The sequence below is a fragment of the Streptomyces sp. NPDC037410 genome (genome assembly GCF_055602235.1).
In genome coordinates, this window is record NZ_JBVJWR010000013.1 from 216897 (window position 1) to 236573 (window position 19677).

At 70.3% G+C, this 19677-nt stretch carries 14 protein-coding genes; 10 read left to right on the plus strand and 4 right to left on the minus strand.

Going from position 1 to position 19677, the window contains the following annotated elements; translation table 11 throughout:
- The first annotated feature begins 2 nt into the window (after positions 1-2).
- Positions 3-1703, plus strand: a complete 1701-nt coding sequence (locus tag ACZ7HT_RS22970; RefSeq protein WP_471168779.1) for an acyl-CoA mutase large subunit family protein — start codon at positions 3-5, stop codon at positions 1701-1703.
- Positions 1704-1898: 195 nt separating this feature from the next.
- Here ACZ7HT_RS22970 and ACZ7HT_RS22975 read toward each other — a convergent pair whose 3' ends face one another.
- On the minus strand, positions 1899-2534 hold the full coding sequence (locus ACZ7HT_RS22975) for a TetR/AcrR family transcriptional regulator (RefSeq protein ID WP_471168782.1): 636 nt from the start codon (positions 2532-2534) through the stop codon (positions 1899-1901).
- 330 nt (positions 2535-2864) lie between these two features.
- Between ACZ7HT_RS22975 and ACZ7HT_RS22980 the strand changes: the two genes are divergently transcribed.
- The 7 genes from ACZ7HT_RS22980 to ACZ7HT_RS23010 all read left to right on the plus strand — a co-directional run bounded on the left by ACZ7HT_RS22980 (position 2865) and on the right by ACZ7HT_RS23010 (position 12482).
- Positions 2865-3830 (plus strand): tetratricopeptide repeat protein, encoded by a 966-nt coding sequence (locus ACZ7HT_RS22980; RefSeq protein WP_471168784.1) that lies wholly within the window; start codon positions 2865-2867, stop codon positions 3828-3830.
- A gap of 591 nt (positions 3831-4421) precedes the next feature.
- On the plus strand, positions 4422-5102 hold the full coding sequence (locus tag ACZ7HT_RS22985) for a DUF6230 family protein (RefSeq protein WP_471168787.1): 681 nt from the start codon (positions 4422-4424) through the stop codon (positions 5100-5102).
- 117 nt (positions 5103-5219) lie between these two features.
- On the plus strand, positions 5220-5828 hold the full coding sequence (locus ACZ7HT_RS22990; protein WP_471168790.1) for a DUF6114 domain-containing protein: 609 nt from the start codon (positions 5220-5222) through the stop codon (positions 5826-5828).
- Positions 5818-7110, plus strand: a complete 1293-nt coding sequence (locus ACZ7HT_RS22995; RefSeq protein WP_471168793.1) for a hypothetical protein — start codon at positions 5818-5820, stop codon at positions 7108-7110. Before ACZ7HT_RS22990 ends, ACZ7HT_RS22995 begins: the two co-directional genes overlap by 11 nt.
- A gap of 274 nt (positions 7111-7384) precedes the next feature.
- The gene (locus ACZ7HT_RS23000; RefSeq protein ID WP_471168796.1) at positions 7385-8236 is read left to right on the plus strand and encodes an FG-GAP repeat domain-containing protein; all 852 of its coding nucleotides are present in this window, start codon (positions 7385-7387) and stop codon (positions 8234-8236) included.
- Positions 8237-8419: 183 nt separating this feature from the next.
- The gene (locus ACZ7HT_RS23005) at positions 8420-12139 is read left to right on the plus strand and encodes a hypothetical protein (RefSeq protein WP_471168799.1); all 3720 of its coding nucleotides are present in this window, start codon (positions 8420-8422) and stop codon (positions 12137-12139) included.
- A complete protein-coding gene (locus tag ACZ7HT_RS23010; protein ID WP_471168801.1) occupies positions 12132-12482 on the plus strand; it encodes a hypothetical protein in 351 nt (116 codons plus the stop codon). Before ACZ7HT_RS23005 ends, ACZ7HT_RS23010 begins: the two co-directional genes overlap by 8 nt.
- A gap of 69 nt (positions 12483-12551) precedes the next feature.
- On the opposite strand, the gene pyk is transcribed toward ACZ7HT_RS23010, so the two are convergent.
- The 3 genes from pyk to pta form a co-directional block, all read right to left on the minus strand.
- Complete coding sequence (gene pyk, locus ACZ7HT_RS23015; protein ID WP_471168804.1) at positions 12552-13982, minus strand: pyruvate kinase; 1431 nt, start codon at positions 13980-13982, stop codon at positions 12552-12554.
- A 74-nt stretch (positions 13983-14056) separates the two neighbouring features.
- Positions 14057-15277, minus strand: a complete 1221-nt coding sequence (locus ACZ7HT_RS23020; protein ID WP_471168807.1) for an acetate kinase — start codon at positions 15275-15277, stop codon at positions 14057-14059.
- Entirely contained in the window at positions 15274-17367 is a 2094-nt protein-coding gene (gene pta / locus ACZ7HT_RS23025; protein ID WP_471168810.1) for a phosphate acetyltransferase, read from the minus strand. The genes ACZ7HT_RS23020 and pta overlap by 4 nt, the downstream gene beginning before the upstream one ends.
- Positions 17368-17738: 371 nt before the next feature.
- On the opposite strand from pta, the gene ACZ7HT_RS23030 reads away from it, so the two are divergent.
- Together ACZ7HT_RS23030 and ACZ7HT_RS23035 are read left to right on the plus strand one after the other, a co-directional pair.
- Positions 17739-18764 (plus strand): ATP-dependent 6-phosphofructokinase, encoded by a 1026-nt coding sequence (locus ACZ7HT_RS23030; RefSeq protein ID WP_471168813.1) that lies wholly within the window; start codon positions 17739-17741, stop codon positions 18762-18764.
- Between the two features lie 124 nt (positions 18765-18888).
- Entirely contained in the window at positions 18889-19584 is a 696-nt protein-coding gene (locus tag ACZ7HT_RS23035) for an RICIN domain-containing protein (RefSeq protein ID WP_471168816.1), read from the plus strand.
- Positions 19585-19677 lie beyond the last annotated feature (93 nt).

Sequence of the window (19677 nt, forward strand, 5' to 3'; positions counted from 1 at the left end):
GCATGGACGCTGACGCCATCGAGGAAGGCCGCCGTCGCTGGCAGGCCCGTTACGACAAGGCCCGCAAGCGGGACGCCGACTTCACCACGCTCTCCGGCGACGCCGTCGAGCCGGTCTACGGGCCCCGGCCCGGCGACACCTACGAGGGGTTCGAGCGCATCGGCTGGCCCGGTGAGTACCCCTTCACCCGGGGTCTGCACCCGACCGGCTACCGCGGCCGGACCTGGACCATCCGCCAGTTCGCCGGCTTCGGCAACGCCGAGCAGACCAACGAGCGGTACAAGATGATCCTGGCCGCCGGCGGCGGCGGCCTCTCCGTCGCCTTCGACATGCCGACCCTCATGGGCCGCGACTCCGACGACCCCCGCGCCCTCGGCGAGGTCGGCCACTGCGGCGTCGCCATCGACTCCGCCGCCGACATGGAGGTCCTCTTCAAGGACATCCCGCTCGGCGACGTCACCACCTCCATGACGATCAGCGGCCCGGCCGTGCCCGCCTTCTGCATGTACCTCGTCGCCGCCGAGCGCCAGGGGGTCGACCCGGCCGTGCTCAACGGCACGCTCCAGACCGACATCTTCAAGGAGTACATCGCGCAGAAGGAGTGGCTCTTCGAGCCCGAGCCCCACCTGCGCCTCATCGGCGACCTGATGGAGCACTGCGCGGCGAACATCCCCGCGTACAAGCCGCTCTCCGTCTCCGGCTACCACATCCGCGAGGCCGGAGCGACGGCCGCGCAGGAGCTCGCGTACACCCTCGCCGACGGCTTCGGCTACGTGGAGCTCGGCCTCTCCCGCGGCCTCGACGTCGACGTCTTCGCCCCCGGCCTCTCCTTCTTCTTCGACGCGCACCTCGACTTCTTCGAGGAGATCGCCAAGTTCCGCGCCGCCCGCCGGATCTGGGCCCGCTGGATGAAGGAGGTCTACGGCGCCAAGACCGACAAGGCCCAGTGGCTCCGCTTCCACACCCAGACCGCCGGTGTCTCCCTCACCGCCCAGCAGCCGTACAACAACGTCGTGCGCACCGCGGTCGAGGCCCTCTCCGCCGTCCTCGGCGGCACCAACTCCCTCCACACCAACGCCCTCGACGAGACCCTCGCGCTCCCCAGCGAGCAGGCCGCCGAGATCGCGCTGCGCACCCAGCAGGTCCTGATGGAGGAGACCGGCGTCGCCAACGTCGCCGACCCGCTGGGCGGTTCCTGGTACGTCGAGCAGCTCACCGACCGCATCGAGGCCGACGCCGAGAAGATCTTCGACCAGATCAAGGAGCGCGGCCGCCGCGCCCACCCGGACGGCCGGCACCCGATCGGGCCGATCACCTCCGGCATCCTGCGCGGCATCGAGGACGGCTGGTTCACCGGCGAGATCGCCGAGTCCGCCTTCACGTACCAGCGGTCCCTGGAGAAGGGCGACAAGCGGGTCGTCGGCGTCAACGTCCACCACGGCTCGGTCACCGGCGACCTGGAGATCCTGCGGGTCAGCCACGAGGTCGAGTGGGAGCAGGTCCGCGTCCTCGGCGAGCGCAAGGGGCGCCGAGACGACGCCAAGGTCCGCGCCTCGATCGACGCGATGCTCAAGGCGGCCCGGGACGGCTCGAACATGATCGCCCCGATGCTGGAGGCCGTCCGCGCCGAGGCCACCCTCGGCGAGATCTGCGACGCACTGCGCGACGAGTGGGGCGTCTACACGGAGCCCCCGGGCTTCTGATCCCCGCACGGAAGACGACAGGGGCGGTACGGGAACTCCCGTACCGCCCCTGCCGTGTTCTCCGACTCCCGCTCAGCCGGTGGCCGCCCCCGTGTCTCCCCGCTCAGCCCGTCGCGGCCGCAGCGTCTCCCCGCTCAGGCCGTGGCCGCCGCGCGTGGCACCGTTCAGCCGCCGGTCGCCGCCGCGGTGTCCCGTTCAGCCGCCGGTCGCCGCCGCCGCGCCCAGGCCGCCCACCAGGAGCGCGGAGAGACGGGCCACCCAGGGGCCGTCCACCGGTTCCGCGCTGACGAGCGCGCGGTGCACGACCGCGCCCGCGATGACGTCGAAGATCAGGTCGTCGGTGGCGTCCACGGCCAGCGGGTCGCGGCCCTCCGGGAGTTCGCCGCGCTGCTGCGCCCGCTCGCGGCCGGCCAGGACCAGCCGCTTCTGGCGGTCGACTATCGAGGCGCGGATGCGCTCGCGCAGCGGTTCGTCCCGGGTCGACTCGGCGACCACGGCCATCAGGGCCGTCTTCGTCTCGGGCCGCTCCAGGAGGGCCGCGAACTGCAGCACCACGTGCTCGATGTCGGCCTGGAGGGAACCAAGGTCCGGCATCTCGAGCTCATCGAAGAGGACGGCCACGGCGTCCACCACGAGCTCGTTCTTGTTGGCCCACCGGCGGTACAGGGTCGTCTTCGCCACCCCGGCGCGGCCGGCCACGTCCCCCATCGTGAGCTTGGACCAGCCCAGCTCGACCAGGGCCGCACGGGTCGCCTCCAGGATGGCCGTGTCGGCCTCGGTGGAGCGGGGGCGCCCGGTACGGCTATTGCGGAGGTTGGTGCGGCTACACATGGAAAGCGACCATACCCGCCGGTAGGTATACCGCCAGAGGCCGGTGATGTGAGGCAGTTCACCGTACGGATCGGGCCCGCGCCCTCCCGCGGGCTCCGTCCCCGGAGTTACGCTACGACCCGTAGCGAAAGGCATTGAGCGGCCTGAGCGACAACCGCAGCATCGGGTGGGGACCCGGTGCGACAAGAAGGTACCGGGTGGGGATCCGGTGCCGACGAAGACAGAAGAACCGTGTCGTACGCGCGTCTCGCACACCGGCGGGAGATGCGCGGACGGCACGGTTCAGCCATGGCTTACCGGTTACGCGCGCGAAAGGGGGAGGATGTATCCATGCAGCCCCGAAACATGTCCATGAGCGGCGTCGTCGACCTCGCCGCGGTGAAGGCGGCCGGAGAGGCCAAGGCGAAGGCGGAGCAGGTGCGCGCCGAAGCCGCCCGGCAGGGTGGTTCCGCCGCGGTGCCCCCGTCGGCCCTGGTGATCGACGTCGACGAGGCCGGCTTCGAGCGCGATGTGCTCCAGCGCTCGGCCGAGGTTCCGGTCGTCCTCGACTTCTGGGCCGAGTGGTGCGAGCCGTGCAAGCAGCTCGGCCCCCTCCTGGAGCGTCTGGCCGTCGAGTACAACGGCCGCTTCCTGCTCGCGAAGATCGACGTCGACGCCAACCAGATGCTGATGCAGCAGTTCGGCATCCAGGGAATTCCGGCCGTTTTCGCGGTGGTCGCCGGTCAGGCGCTGCCGCTGTTCCAGGGCGCGGTGCCCGAGGCCCAGATCCGGGAGACCCTCGACCAGCTGATCCAGGTCGGCGAGGAGCGCTTCGGTCTCACCGGCATCGCCGTGGACGCGGACGCCGATGCCTCGGCCCCCGCCGCACGGCAGGCCGGCCCGTACGACGCCCTCCTCGAAGCGGCCATGTCGGCGCTCGACGCGGGCGACCTGGCGGGTGCCGTCCAGGCGTACAAGAACGTGCTCGCCGACGACCCGGCCCACCCGGAGGCCAAGCTCGGCCTGGCGCAGGCCGAACTGCTCACCCGGGTGCAGGATCTGGACCCCGGTGCCGTCCGCAAGAAGGCGGCGGACAATCCGGCCGATGTCGCCGCGCAGATCGCCGCCGCCGATCTGGACCTGGTGGGCGGTCATGTGCAGGACGCCTTCGGGCGCCTCGTCGAGACCGTGCGCCGCACGGCGGGCGAGGACCGGAACGCCGCTCGGCTGCGGCTCCTGGAGCTGTTCGAGGTGATCGGCGCCGACGACCCGCGCGTGACGGCGGCCCGGCAGGCTCTCGCCCGGGTGCTGTTCTAGGCCTCCGCGGGCGCCGGATCGTCTGACGATTTGGCAGCAGGGTGACAAAACGCGGCCGCGCTTTACCAAAACTTGGTAATCGCGGCCGCTGTTACTTGCAGTAAATCGAACCCGGCGTTCTGTCCTGATTCATCCGATGATCTCCTGACATTCCCCGTCGCTCGAACGTACCCAGCGTGCCCGTTCGGTCCCGCCCCGCCATGACGTGGTTATCCACCCGTTACTAGCCAGTAACGAACCCCCTTGTGCGGGGGGCCGGAATGGACCACGATCGGCGACGCTCGGTCCGAACCGCACCACCCCGGCAACCAACCGGGAAGCGGCGAGGGTCCCCACCGAGTGGACCGGTGTTCCGGCACCGGTCGTGGACAGGGGGGTTCCCGCTCTCACCGAACGGGGCCTGTCCAAATCAGGTCGCGTTCGAAGGCGCGACCCATGGTTGTCGCTCGGGGGTGATCGCCGGTGATTCGGACGCGCATCGCGCCGCCTGATGCCTCGGCGCTCTCCTTCCCGAGGACGTAGCTCTTCTCCCATCCCAGGGTGGCCCCCAGGGTCCCTCCGGAGATGTACGTCCGAGAAGGAGGAATTCTCATGATGTCCCAGGTTCGTGGCGGAACCAGATGGAAGCGGTTCGCCCTCGTCATGGTCCCGAGCGTGGCCGCGACGGCCGCGATCGGTGTCGGCCTGGCCCAGGGCGCGCTCGCCGCGTCCTTCAGCATCTCCGGCCAGGAGTTCAAGGTCAGTGCTGACAGCCTTGAGGGCACGAACTTCGTCCAGTACGGCAGCGTGGACACGGGCAAGAAGCTCGACGGTTCGGACCTCGCCGCGCCCGTCGCGGTGTCCGGCTTCTCCACGGCCAAGATCACCAACATGTGCCAGTCCGTGGTGACGCCGAAGGTGCCGTTCATCAACGACTCGGTCACCCTCCGTCTGACGGCCGGCACCAAGGCCGCCGAGACCGGCGATGACAAGGACAAGGTCATCGCGTCGGACATCTACCTCGATGTCTCCGACCTCCAGGCCGACGCCTACTTCAAGCACATCGACATCGGCGTCGCCGCGGGCAAGCTCAACGAGTTCGGCGGCCAGCAGGTCCCGGGCAAGCCGGGCATCCAGCCGAACACGGCCGCCAACCCCTACGGCTTCGGCCAGCGCGCCGAGACGGCGACGCTGACGAGCGTGAAGCAGCGTGCCTGGGCCACCACGGCCGGCACCTTCAAGCTGCCCGGCCTGCACCTGTCGCTGTCCAAGGGCGTCGACGAGTGCTACTAGGACCGGCCGGTCCATAAGGACCGATCCGTTCCGGAGGGTGGGGCCGCCGCGCGCGGTCCCACCCGCCAGGTTCCTTCTTCATCTTTCTCAGCAACACCGCTTCCAGGGAGCTGTTCCATGAGCGCCGAGATCCCCGCCTCCCGCGAAGTCCCCGTAAAGGAGAACCGGTTCAAGGTCTGGCGGCAGACCAGGCCCTTCTGGGCGGGACTGTTCACCATCCTGGGCGGCGTACCGATCGCCTACCTCCCGTACGGAGACCTGCGGCTCGGCAACATCACGCTCGCCTTGGCCACGACCGCCGGTGCCGGCGCGCTGATCATCGGCGTCCTGCTCATCACGCTCGGACTGACGATGTGGTTCCAGCCCATGGTCCGGGTGTTCGCGGGTGTCGCGGCGATCGTCCTGGCACTCGTCTCCATCCCGGTGTCGAACTTCGGTGGCCTCGTCATCGGATTCCTGTTCTCCCTCATCGGTGGCGCCATGTCCGCCTCGTGGGCGCCCGCGCGCCCGGTCGAGAAGGCCGAGGGCGCAGAAGAGGACGACAGCCGGCCTGAGACCTCGGACGAGGCAGGCGCGGAGTCCGAGACGGAGGTCGTGCCCGCGGCCGTGATCCCGGAGCAGGCCGCGTACGCGGAGCAGGCCGCGTTCCCGGAGCAGCGCGAGGCGGAGCACCAGGCGACCGAAACGACGATCGACGCCAACGGCGGGAGGAACAGTGCGGGGTGACGAGAATCAGTCGGCGCTCGCGAAGGAGGGCCCGCGGCACGCGGCCCCGCGCAAGTCGCTGCTGAACAGGATCCAGGGACCCGCGGGGCGGGCGATGGCCCTGGCGGCCATGCCGACCGCGGTGTTCGTGGGCATGGGCCTCACGCCCAAGCTCGCCCTCGCGGACAGCAAGGACATCCCCTTCGCCCCGGGCCCCTGCGTGACGCGCTCGGACGAGCCGACGCCGGACGCGACGGAGACGGCGACCCCGACGGAGAGCGCGAAGCCCACCGCCGGCGCCTCGCCGACGGACACCGCCACGGCGACCGCCACGCCCTCCGCCACCGCGACGCCGGACGCGACCCCGACGCCCACCGCGACGCAGGGCGGACAGACCGCCGCGCCGCAGACGCTGCAGCAGCACGCGACGACCGCACCCGCGCCCGCCGCGACTCCCACGGCCACCCCCTCGCCGACGAAGTCCAAGAACCCGCTGGACCCGCTGGGCCTGGGCGACGCCCTGAAGGACCTCTTCGACGGCCCGGACAAGACGCCGACGGCCACGCCCACGCCCACCACGGCACCGACCACGGCCGCGCCCACCCCGACGGAGACCCCCGCCGACAAGGCGCCGGCCACCGAGGCGCCCTCCGCGCCCGCGAAGCCGAAGGCAGTGGACGAGGCCACGCAGAAGACGAAGACGGCGATCGAGAAGGCCGCCGCTGAGGCCGGTGCCCAGGTCGAGGAGCTCCCCGAGAGCGCCAAGGGCCTCGACGCCAAGCCGGACACGGACATACCCGACGGGGCGAAGCCCCGTTTCCCGTGCCCCGAGCCGGACCCCGAGGCGCTGGCCGCGGCCGATCTGGAGCCCGGCCTTCCGCTGCTCCCGGACGATCCGTGGCGACTGGACAGTACGAGGCTCGAACTGATCGGCCTGAAATACCACGGCATCGTCGAGGTGAAGACCGGCAGCGGCAAGATCAAGAAGGTCCTGAAGTTCACCGCCAGCAACGTCAACATCAAGGACCTGCACCAGACGACGGTCCACTCGGAGGGGCTCTCGGGTCACGTCCGTTCCACCCCGGGCAAGACCTCGACCATCACCGACGGCACGGTCACCATGTACACGGAGTCCCTGAAGGGCAACCTCTTCGGGCTCATCCCGGTCACCTTCACCCCGGAGACCCCGCCGCCGCTTGACGTGCCGTGGGCCGTCTTCACCAGTGTGACGGTGATACAGGCGGGCCAGTTCGGCGGCACCCTCACGGTCCCCGGCCTCCACAACACGATCGAGCCCAGCTGAACCCCGGGCACCATCCGGGAGTCGTACGTCGTGGCCCGCACTGATGCAGAGTGCGGGCCACGACGCGTTCACAAGGGCTTGAAACAATCTTCACAGAATCAAACTAGAGTTCTATTTTGATGGGTGTTGACGCCGATCGACCTCAGCGTGCGGGCGTCGGGGGGCGGCCGTCGTGCAGAGATCCTCCTTGCGTCTGCGCAGGTAAACCCTGTGAGGACCCATCACACCTATGCTTCGCCAACTCAACCGCCCACTACATCGGGCGGGAATCTGCGTGGCCGTCCTGAGCGCCATGCTGGCCGCGCTGTTCGTAGCTACGAGACCTTCCTTTCACTGGACCGACGACACCGAAACGGTGGTTGCCCAGCAGGTCCAAGCGGCACCCGGCCCGGTCATGTTCCCGCTCTTCGCCCGTAAGTCCGGCCGGCTGTACGACTACGAGCCCAAGGGCACGGGAGGCTTCCAGCCCATGGTCGACATGGGAGGCGGCTGGGCCGAGGCGGACGCCATCGTGCAGGCCAACGTCTCCGAGGCCGGCAAGGGCAATGACCTGTACCACCGTATCGACGGCACGCTCTACTACACCGCCGAGCACGGCAACGACACCAAGGTCGTCGGCGGGGGATGGCAGATATACGACCAACTGGTCTCCGTGGGCAACATGGGAGGGACGGCCGAACCGGACCTCGTCGCCCGGCACACGGACGGCACGCTCTGGCTCTACGCGGCCCGACCCGACGGCGTGCTCCAGCCCCGTATGCGGATCGGCAGCGGCGGCTGGGGCGCCATGACCGCACTCGTCGGCCGCGGCGACTACACCGGCGACGGCAACACCGACCTCATCGCCCGGCACTCGGACGGCACGCTCTACCTCTACCCCGGCACCGGCAACTACGTGGCGGACGGGGTCCTAGGGGCGCGCATCACCGTGGGCACCGGCTGGAACGTCCACAAGCTGATCGTCTCCGCAGGCGACAACAACGGCGACGGGAGGACCGACCTGATCGCCGCGGACACGGCCGGCCTGCTCTGGCTCTTCAAGGGCACCGGAAACCCCGCCGCTCCCTTCGCCCCTCGCGTGCAGATCGGCACCGGCGGTTGGGCAGCCTTCGACCACCTCTTCTGAGGCGCGTCCCCTTCCCCTTCCGCCATTCCGTACGAGAACGGTTGACCCACCATGCGTATGTACGCGCCTCCGGACGGCCGCCGCGCCTCCCTCAGATGGACGCGGCTGCTGAGCGCCACCGCCCTGACCACCGCGCTCGCTGTGGCTTTTACGAGCAACCAACTGCCCCGGACGGCGGAGCCCATGGCCCCCGTCGCCGCCCTGGCCGACGTGCCCGGGAACGAGCCCTTCGACTTCGACGCCGCCGCAAGGGTGCGCGCTGAGCAGTGTCTGCTCAACCTGACGCTCCGCAGGGGCGGGCAGGAACTGAAGGCCTTGTCCAGGAGCGGACTGAACGGCACCGAAGCCGAACTGCACGCCGCAGCCGTGAGTCAACGGTGGCAGGACGGCAACACCCCCCTTGCCATCGCCTGGGACAAGGACAACGCGTGGAACAACGCCAAGGGCAGTGAACTGGGGGCCCGGGACGAGGTCTGGGAACGGTCCCTGCTGATCCCGCCGCAGACCACTCCGCCCGGCTACACGGTCGCCGGGTTCGAAGAGATCGGAACTGAGGACAACCCCTTCTACACCACCGGAGTGATGGCCGGTCTGGGTGCGCTGTACTTCTCCACCGAGTCCGACATCTACTTCACGGACCAGACGCCGGTCGCGAGCAAGGAGTCGGTGGACGCGGTCAACGCGATCGCCGCGGCCCGCTACTCCGAGGACCGCCACGAGGACTGGGCAGCGCTGGACGCACTGAAGTGGAAGATGAGCTTCATGCACCCGATGTACGCGGACGACGCGCGCATCTTCCTCCAGCACGGCGGCTTCCCGACGACCGCGCCGGGGCCGGACACCATGGAGTTCCGCCTCGACGTCGAGGCGCTCAAGGCGCGGTTCGCCTCCTGCACGACGCACAACCCGCTGGACCCGTACAACGTGCTGGGTCCCGAGGTCGCCCAGGCCTCCGTCGAATGGCAGAACGAGTTGTCCGGCCAGAAGGCGCAGCGGGCCGTGATCATGGATGCCGAGGCGAAGGCCTCCCGGCACCTGGGAGTGGCCTCACAGGCGATGGCCGAGGCGCTGGCCCAGTCCCTCATCGCGAGCCGGCTCACCGACTGGCAGGCCCACTGGGTCAGGCAGTCCCCGAGCTCGACGGACTTCTATCCGACGGCCGCCGAGTTCGCGGAGGTCAAGACGAACATCGCCCGCGCCCGGGAGCGGGCCCAGGGCCGGGTCTTCGTCGCCGGACGCGCCGCCCTCGCGGCGCAGGAGGAGGCGGCACGGGCGGACGAGGCCAAGATCGAGGCGTACTCCGTCGCCGACGCCGCCGGCCTGCCGCGCGGCCGCGGCCTGATGTACGGGCAGCAGGCCGTACAGGTCGCCAAGGCGTCCGCCGCCGCCGCGCAGGCGGCCTTCAAGGCGACCGAGACGGCGGCGAACGCCACCCGCGCGTCCGCGGCGGACAGCAAGACCCTGATGGCACTGGCCGAGACGCAGGCGCACGCCTCGAAGGCCGAGTTCCGCCGCAAGGCCGCCGAGGAGGCCGAGGCGCAGGCCAAGGCCGCAGCAGAGGGCGTGGCGCTGCAGGCGAAACTGGCGGCGGACAACGCCGCGAAGGCGAAGGCCGCGCAGGCGAAGGCGGAGGCCGCTGAGGCATCGGCGAAGACGGCCGCTGCGGATGCGAAGGCCAAGAGGGAGAAGGCGGAGGCCGGGCGCGACATCGCCGCCGCTGAGCGGCGCCGAGCGGACAGCGAGAGGGCAAAAGCCGATGCCGCCGAAGCGAAGGCGGTACAGGAGCGTCAGGCAGCTGCCGCTGCTCTCTCTGCCGCTCAGACAGCGGGGGAGACGGCTGACTCCAAGAGCTTTGAAGCGGTCCAGGCATCGGTTCGTGCTCTCGAAGCGCAGGACGCCGCATTGGCCGCCGAGCAACAGAAGAAGGCCGCCGAGACACGTGCGCATGCCTTGGAGGCGGCGGCTGCGGCAGCTGAGGGTACTGCCGCGGCTGCGGAGACGCGTCAGGCCGCAGCCGAGGCGCGCACGGCTGCCAACGAGGCCTCTACGCACGCTGCGTCAGCGCGCTCTGCCGCGAACGAGGCCACAACCGCGTCGGTGAACGCTAGGGCCGCTGCCACGAGGTCCGAAGGAGCCGCTGCTCGATCGCAGGCCGCCGCCGACGCGGCGACTGCTGCGGCGGCTGTTTCGGGCGCGGCCGTGAAGAAGGCCCACGCTTCCGCGGCCGAGGCGATTGACGCTGCCGATGCCGCCGCTCAGAACGTGAAGAGCGCGGAGGTGCTGGCCCGGGAAGCCGCAGCCAAGGCGGTGAAAGCTCGCCAGGAGGCGGCTGCTGCCCAGGATGAGGCCACCATGGCCCTGGCGTCCTCGATCCGCGCTGCTGGGTTTGCCTACGCCACCGCTCAAGCGGCGCTGGCGGCACGAGACTCGGCGGCGCAGGTCGTCAAACCGGCCAACGACGCGATCGAACTCGGATCGCCTTACAAGGAGACCGATTCCTCGGCCGGCCTGGCCGTGCTCGTGGGCCAGTCGTCCAAGACCCTCGCAGAACAGCAAGCGGCCTTGGCCCAGGCCAAGGCCGAGCAGGCCAAGCGCGCCGCAGCCACGGCAGCCGCACTTGCCGCCGAAGCGGGTGCCGATGCCAAGGCGGCTGCGGAAGCGACCGCGCGTGCCGCGGACTGGGCTGCCAAGGCGGCCGTGTCACTGGAGCAGGCCCGGGCCTCAGCCGCCGATGCCAAGGCGGCGGCGGACGCCGCCAAGAAGGCCGAGGCCAACACCGTCGAGTACGACCGTCAGGCTAATGAGGACGCCCTCAAGGCCAAGGTCGCCGCAGGGGAGGCTGCCGCGGAAGCGGCGGCCGCCGATAGCGCCGCCACCGAGGCGGAGAAGGACGCTGCCGGTGCCCGGAACGCCGCCGACGCGGCGGAGGCCGATGCCTCGACGGCACAAGGAGTCGCCACTGTGGCGGAAGCCGACGCCGTCACAGCCGAGACAGCCGCGAGCAACGCCGAGACGTATGCCACCGAGGCGGATCAGGCCGCGGACCGCGCGGAGGAGGAGCAGCGTCAGCGTGACGCCGCTGCGAGGGCGGCCAGGCTGAATGCCGGGACTGTGGAGACCGGTGCTGACCTGAGCGGAGACGAGGAGGTGCTCCTGCTGGCCGCGTGCGGGCAGGTCTGCGTGGACGAGTTCCGGGCTGCCAAAGCCCTGGCGGGCCAGGACGTTCTGGACTGGGTCGTCGCCAATGGCGGTCAGGTCCTCCTCGACTTGGTCGGCTGGACCGACGCCAAGGCCTGTTTCGTCGAAGGCGACGTCGAAGGTTGCCTGTGGACGCTGGTCAACGCAGTGAGCTTCGCCGCTCTCGTCGGCAAGATCCCAGCCGTAGCCGGCGCCATCGTCAAGGTCGGTGGTGGCATAGCCAGGTTCCTCGATAAGTCCGTAACGGCCAAGCACACTCTTGACAGGCTTCGGAAGGTCATCGAGCAGACGAAGGCGGCGGGTGCCGGAGGCTCCTGTCTGCTGAGCCTCGCAGGCGACCTGATGGGGGCCTTCGCCATGCGTGTGGAGGCCACGACCATGGCTGCCGCCGCGGGTGTCAAGCCCTCGGTCTGCATGCGGTCTGCCATCGGGGACGACAAGGGCCTGGTGGAAGCGGCAAAGGAAGCCACCCGGAACGAGAAGCTTCAGGTCGACTTCGACAACATGTTCGCCCGGCTTGCGGAGGGCAACATGCCGGGTGGGGAGTACAAGAGCCTGACCGGTACGGGAATCATCTACTTCCGTTCGAAGAAGGGCGCCAGGCTCTTCGTCAAGAAGGCTGAGGATGGTTGGCTGATCGTGGCCAAGGCCGACAAGGGCAATGAGGACAGTGTGATCAAGCGACTGAAGAAGCTCTATGGGTGAGGCGCTGCATCTCGTCAGGACGCCGCACTTCGACGCGGTGTTCATGCTGGGTGCCGAGGACGACGAGGCGACCGTCGACAACGTCGACGTCCTGGTCACGCTCAGGGACGGGACCCGGTACAGCGCCACCATGCTCACGCTGGGGGCGATCCAGCGGTGGATGGAGAGTGAGCCGGATGAGTACGACCGTCTCCAGTTCCACTGCCCCGACCTTGTGATCACCAGGGAGGCGGGAGTGCCCGCCATGGTGCGCATCCTCGAGATCGCCTACGAGCGGCACGATCTGAGGTTCCTCCTGGAAAGGCTGGAGTCGACGGACCCAGGAGAGGAAGACGACGACTGACCTGGAACGGCGGTGGGCCGCACCCCCTCAGAGAGGGTGCGGCCCACCGCGTTTATCCCTTGAGGGAGATCACGTGCTCTCCGCGCCGCCCAAGTGGTGGACGCGGACCATGTTCGTCGTGCCCGGGACGCCGGGAGGCGAGCCGGCCGTGATGATCATGGTGTCGCCGGCGTGGTAGCGCTGGAGCTTGAGGAGCTCGGCGTCCACCAGGTCGACCATGGCGTCCGTGGTCTCCACGAAGGGGACCAGGAAGGACTCCACGCCCCAGCTCAGGGTGAGCTGGTTGCGGGTGCCCTCGTCCGTCGTGAAGGCGAGGATCGGCTGCTGCGTGCGGTAGCGCGAGAGGCGGCGCGCGGTGTCGCCGGACTGCGTGAAGGCGATCAGCGCCTGGCCGTCGAGGAAGTCCGCGATCTCGCAGGCCGCGCGGGCGACGGAGCCGCCCTGCGTGCGCGGCTTCTTGCCCGGGACCAGGGGCTGGAGGCCCTTGGAGAGCAGCTCCTCCTCGGCCGCGGCGACGATCTTCGACATCGTCTTCACGGTCTCGATCGGGTACGCGCCGACCGAGGACTCGGCCGAGAGCATGACCGCGTCCGCGCCGTCCAGGATCGCGTTGGCGACGTCGCTCGCCTCGGCGCGGGTCGGCCGCGAGTTGGTGATCATCGACTCCATCATCTGGGTGGCGACGATGACGGGCTTGGCGTTGCGGCGGCACATCTCCACGAGGCGCTTCTGCACCATCGGGACCTTCTCCAGCGGGTACTCCACCGCGAGGTCGCCACGGGCCACCATGACCGCGTCGAAGGCGGCGACGACGTCGGCCATGTTCTCCACGGCCTGCGGCTTCTCGACCTTGGCGATGACGGGGACCCGGCGGCCCTCCTCGTCCATCACCTTGTGGACGTCCTTGACGTCGTTGGCGTCGCGGACGAAGGAGAGGGCGACCATGTCGCAGCCCATCCGCAGGGCGAAGCGGAGGTCGTCGACGTCCTTCTCGGAGAGCGCGGGCACGTTGACCGCCGCGCCGGGCAGGTTGATGCCCTTGTGGTCGGAGATCACGCCGCCCTCGACGACGATGGTCTTGACCCGGGGGCCGTCGACCTCGACGACGCGCAGCTCGACGTTGCCGTCGTTGATGAGGACCTGGTCGCCCTTGGCCACGTCGCCGGGCAGACCCTTGTACGTGGTGCCGCAGATCGACTTGTCGCCCGGGACGTCCTCGATGGTGATGGTGAACTCGTCACCGCGCACCAGCTCGACCGGTCCCTCGGCGAAGGTCTCGAGACGGATCTTCGGACCCTGGAGGTCGGCGAGGACGCCGACGGCGCGCCCGATGTCCGCGGAGACCTGCCGGAGGCGGTCGTACCGCTCCTGGTGCTCCGCCTGGGACCCGTGGCTGAAGTTGAATCGGGCCACGTTCATACCGGCCTCGATGAGAGCCTTCAGCTGCTCATACGAGTCGACGGCGGGGCCCAGCGTGCAGACGATTTTGGAACGGCGCATGAGGCGGATCCTATCGGTTTGTTTCGCTGCGGAATATTCCGTCTGGTGGAAAATACAAATGGGCGCGGGTCCGCTCAGGCGTTCACTTCTCCGGACACCAGTGCGTAGCTCTGCCGCGCGATCTCCAGCTCCTCGTCCGTCGGCACCACCGCGACCGCCACCCGCGCGTAGACCGGCGAGATGACGCGGGCCTCGTCGGACCGTACGGCGTTCAGGTCCGCGTCCACCGCGAGCCCCAGCTCCTCCAGGCCCGCGATCGCGGCCGCCCGCACCGGCGCCGCGTTCTCGCCGACGCCCGCCGTGAACGCCACCGCGTCCACCCGGCCGAGCACCGCGTAGTACGCGCCGATGTACTTCTTCAGCCGGTGCACGTAGATGTCGAAGGCCAGCGCCGCCCGCTCGTCGCCCTCGTCGATCCGCCGGCGGATCTCCCGCATGTCGTTGTCGCCGCAGAGACCCACGAGACCCGACTTCTTGTTCAGGAGCACGTCGATCTCGTCCGTCGACATGCCCGCCACCCGCTTCAGGTGGAAGGTGACCGCCGGGTCGATGTCGCCCGAGCGGGTGCCCATGACGAGGCCCTCCAGGGGTGTCAGGCCCATCGAGGTGTCCACGCACCGGCCGCCCCGCACCGCCGAGGCCGAGGCGCCGTTCCCCAGGTGCAGCACGATCACGTTCACCTCCTCCGGCTCCTTGCCGAGCAGCCGCGCCGTCTCCCGCGAGACGTACGCGTGCGAGGTGCCGTGGAAGCCGTACCGCCGGATCCGGTGCGCGTCGGCGGTCTCCACGTCGATCGCGTACCGCGCCGCCGACTCCGGCATCGTCGTGTGGAAGGCCGTGTCGAAGACCGCCACCTGCGGCAGGTCGGGACGCATCGCCATCGCCGTACGGATGCCCACGAGGTTCGCCGGGTTGTGCAGCGGCGCCACCGGCACGAGCCGCTCGATCTCGGCGAGCACCTCGTCGTCGATGACCGTCGGCTCGGTGAACCGCAGCCCGCCGTGCACCACCCGGTGGCCGATCGCCGCCAGCTCGGGGGAGTCCATCCCCAGACCGTCCGCCGACAGTTCCTCGGCGACCGCCTTCAGCGCGGCCGCGTGATCGGCGATCGGCCCGTTCTTCTCCCGCTTCTCGCCGCCCTGGAGCGGGGTGTGCACGATCCGCGAGGTCTCCTCGCCGATCCGTTCCACGAGCCCCTGCGCCAGGCGGCTGTCGTCCCGCATGTCGAGCAGCTGGTACTTCACCGACGAGGAGCCGGAGTTGAGGACGAGGACACGGGTGGGGGTGCCGGTCATGCGGGGAGCTCCTGGGCCGGGGCGGGGATCTGGGACTGGATCGCCGTGATGGCGACCGTGTTGACGATGTCGCTGACGAGCGCGCCGCGCGAGAGGTCGTTCACGGGCTTGCGCAGACCCTGGAGCACCGGGCCGACGGCCACGGCGCCGGCGGAACGCTGCACGGCCTTGTACGTGTTGTTGCCGGTGTTCAGGTCCGGGAAGATCAGCACGGTCGCCTGACCCGCCACCTCCGAACCCGGCAGCTTCGTCGCCGCCACGGACGGCTCGACGGCCGCGTCGTACTGGATCGGGCCCTCGATCCGCAGCTCCGGATGCGCCTCGCGGACCAGCTTCGTCGCCTCCCGCACCTTGTCGACGTCCGCGCCGGAGCCCGAGGTGCCCGTGGAGTACGACAGCATCGCGATCCGCGGTTCCACCCCGAAGCGGGCCGCGGTCGCCGCCGACTGGGCGGCGATGTCCGCGAGCTGCTCGGCGTTCGGATCCGGGTTGACCGCACAGTCGCCGTACACGAGGACCTTGTCGGCCAGGCACATGAAGAACACCGAGGAGACGATCGACGCTCCCGGCTTCGTCTTGATGATCTCGAAGGCGGGGCGGATCGTCGCCGCCGTGGAGTGCACCGACCCCGACACCATGCCGTCGGCCAGACCCTCCTGCACCATCAGCGTGCCGAAGTAGTTCACGTCCGAGACGACGTCATACGCCAGCTCGACGGTGACGCCCTTGTGGGCCCGCAGCGCCGCGTACTTCTCGGCGAACGCGTCGCGCAGCTCCGAGGTCTGCGGGTCGATCAGCTGCGTGTCGTCCAGGTTCACGCTCAGGTCGGCGGCCTTCTTGCGGATGGCCTCGACGTCGCCGAGCAGCGTCAGATCGCAGACGTCACGGCGGACCAGCACGTCCGCGGCGCGCAGCACCCGCTCCTCCGTACCCTCGGGCAGCACCACCCGGCGCCGGTCGGCCCGTGCCTGTTCGAGCAGCTCGTGCTCGAACATCATCGGGGTGACCCGGCCGCTGCGCGCCACCGAGACCCGCTTGAGGAGGTCGGCGGTGTCCACGTGCCGCTCGAAGAGACCGAGGGCGGTCTCCGCCTTGCGCGGGGTCGCCGCGCTCAGCTTGCCCTCCAGGGCGAACAGCTCGGCCGCCGTCGGGAAGCTGTTGCCGGGCACCGAGATGACCGGCGTGCCGGGCGCGAGCCGGGCCGCGAGGGTCAGGATCTCCTCGCCGGGCCGCTCGTTCAGGGTGAGCAGCACACCGGCGATCGGCGGGGTGCCGGCCGAATGCGCGGCGAGCGCGCCGACGACCACGTCGGCCCGGTCCCCGGGGGTGACGACGAGACAGCCCGGGGTGAGCGCCTTGAGGAGGTTCGGCAGCATGGCGCCGCCGAAGACGAAGTCGAGCGCGTCCCGGGCGAGCCCCGAGTCGTCGCCGAGGACGACGGAGGCGCCCAGGGCGTGGGTGATCTGGGCGACCGTGGGCGCGGCGAGCGCCGGCTCGTCCGGCAGGACGTAGCAGGGCACGGGGAGCCGGGTCGCGAGCCGCTCGGCGATGACCTCGCGGTCCTCGCCCGCCACCCGGTTGACGACCATCGCGAGCACGTCGCAGCCGAGCCCGTCGTACGCCCGGAAGGCGTTGCGCGCCTCGGCCCGTACGGACTCGGCGGGCTGGCCCTTGCCGCCGACCACCGGTATCACGGAGGCGCCGAACTCGTTCGCGAGCCGGGCGTTGAGCGCGAGCTCGTCGGGGAGCTGGGTCGCGGCGAAGTCGGTGCCGAGGACCAGGACGACCTCGTAGTCGCGGGCGACGGCGTGGAAGCGGTCGACGAGCTGGGAGACCAGCTCGTCGGTGCCCCGCTCGGCCTGGAGCGCGGAGGCCTCGTGATAGTCCATGCCGTAGACCGTCGACGGGTCCTGGGTGAGCCGGTAGCGGGCGCGCAGCAGGTCGAAGAGCCGGTCGGGACGGTGGTGCACGAGTGGCCGGAACACGCCCACCCGGTCCACCTGGCGGGTGAGGAGCTCCATGACTCCCAGCTCGACGACCTGGCGGCCGTCACCGCGGTCGATCCCGGTCACGTACACGCTGCGCGTCACGCCGTGGTCTCCTGTCCAGTCCTGCGGAAGGGGCCGAGCGGTGCCCTCGTGGCACCCGTCCACGGCCCGTGCGTCAATCGACAGTGCTCAGAAAGCCCCGATAGGGCGGCATTACCCCCTTGACAATACCCCTGCGGATAGTTAAGTCGCCCGCCGGACGAAGGGCCCGGAAACCGGGGACGAAAGGCCCCCGCGAGCCCGGCCGCGTCACCCCGCAGGCCCGCCCGCGCGTCCCCACGAGTCCGCCCGCCCGTCCCCGCGAGCCCGCCCCCAGGGACGCGCGGACGGACGACGAGCGCGCCCCTCAGGCGCCGCGTGTGAGAATTGCGGTGGCTCATAACGGACCGCGACCGAGCAGGAGACCAAGCACGATGCGCATCGGAGTTCTCACCGCAGGCGGCGACTGCCCCGGCCTGAACGCAGTGATCCGGTCGGTCGTGCACCGGGCCGTCACCCACTACGGCGACGAGGTCATCGGCTTCGAGGACGGCTACGCGGGCCTCCTCGACGGCCGCTACCGCGCCCTCGACCTCAACGCCGTCAGCGGCATCCTCGCCCGCGGCGGCACCATCCTCGGCTCCTCCCGCCTGGAGCGCGACCGCTTCCGCGCCGCCTGCGACAACGCCAAGGAGCTCATCGAGAAGAGCGGCTTCGACGCGCTCGTCCCGATCGGCGGCGAGGGCACGCTCACCGCGGCCCGGATGCTCCACGAGGCCGGTGTGCCCGTCGTCGGCGTCCCCAAGACCATCGACAACGACATCTCCTCCACCGACCGCACCTTCGGCTTCGACACCGCCGTCGGCGTCGCCACCGAGGCCATGGACCGGCTCAAGACCACCGCCGAGTCCCACCAGCGCGTCATGGTCGTCGAGGTCATGGGCCGGCACGCCGGCTGGATCGCCCTGGAGTCCGGCATGGCCGGCGGCGCCCACGGCATCTGCCTGCCCGAGCGCCCCTTCGACCCGGCCGACCTGGTCAAGATGGTCGAGGAGCGTTTCTCCCGCGGCAAGAAGTTCGCCGTCATCTGCGTCGCCGAGGGCGCGCACCCCGCCGAGGGCACGATGAACTACGGCAAGGGCGCGATCGACCAGTTCGGCCACGAGCGCTTCCAGGGCATCGGCACGGCCCTCGCGTACGAGCTGGAGCGCCGCCTCGGCAAGGAGGCCCGGCCCGTCATCCTCGGCCACGTCCAGCGCGGCGGCACGCCGACCGCGTACGACCGGGTGCTCGCCACCCGCTTCGGCTGGCACGCGGTGGAGGCCGTGCACCGCGGCGACTTCGGCCGGATGACGGCACTGCGCGGCACGAACGTCGAGATGGTGCCGCTGGCGGAGGCCGTGACCCAGCTGAAGACGGTCCCGGAGGACCGCATGCGCGAGGCGGAGTCGGTGTTCTGACCGAGCCGTTGCCCGATTCCCCTCTTGAGCCCCGGCGCGACTTCAACAAGGCTTGGGACCGTCAATAAGGCTTGGGGCCGTCCCGGACACGTCCCGACCCTGTCCGGTGGAAGGGGAGGCGCGGATGACGCCGGGGGAGGCACGGAAGCCCGCTGAGGACCCCGTCTGGCCCGGTGTCGCCGAAGAGGCCGTCCCCGGGCCCGGCGGCGCGCCGTATCCGGGAGCCCGCCCCGGGGCGGGCTCCCGGATACGGCGCGGACTCGTCGTCGCCGTCGCCCTCGCCGGGCTCGTGCTCGCCGGCCTCAGCGTCGTCGCCTTCCTGCGGGACGGACGCGCCGGGCACCCGCCCCGTACCCCCACCGCACCTGCCGCCGGAGACGTCCGCATCCGGGTGACCGGCACCGAGTTCTGCCTCGGCGAGCGGCGCGGCAACCGTACCGGCCAGGTCCTCCAGGTGCCGTGCGCCGCCGCGGGCCTGCCGCGCTACTCGCTGGCGGAGGCGGGCGGCGGCCGGTGGAGGATCGTTTCGGACCACCCCGACCTCGGCCTCGGCTGCTCCGGCATACCCTCCGGCGGCCGGATACCCGACGCCGCGTACGAGGACGACGTGTGCGGCGACCCGGCCCGGGTCGAGTCCTTCGCCCTGGAGGCGTACGGCACCCCGGTCGAGGGCTACCGGATCGTCCCGGTCGGCTCCGCGACCCCCGGCAGCTGCGTCACCGTCGTCGGCGACCGCTCGGCCGCCTGGTCCCGCCTCGCCCAGGCGCCGTGCGCACCGGACGCGGCGGGCCAGCTCTTCGACTTCGACCGGCAGGACTGACAGGCCCTAGTGATCTGGTTCGGAGATCCTGTCGCAGTATCGGCAGATGCGGTCGAGGATCTGGTCGGCGGTCTTGGTCCATTTGAAGGGTCG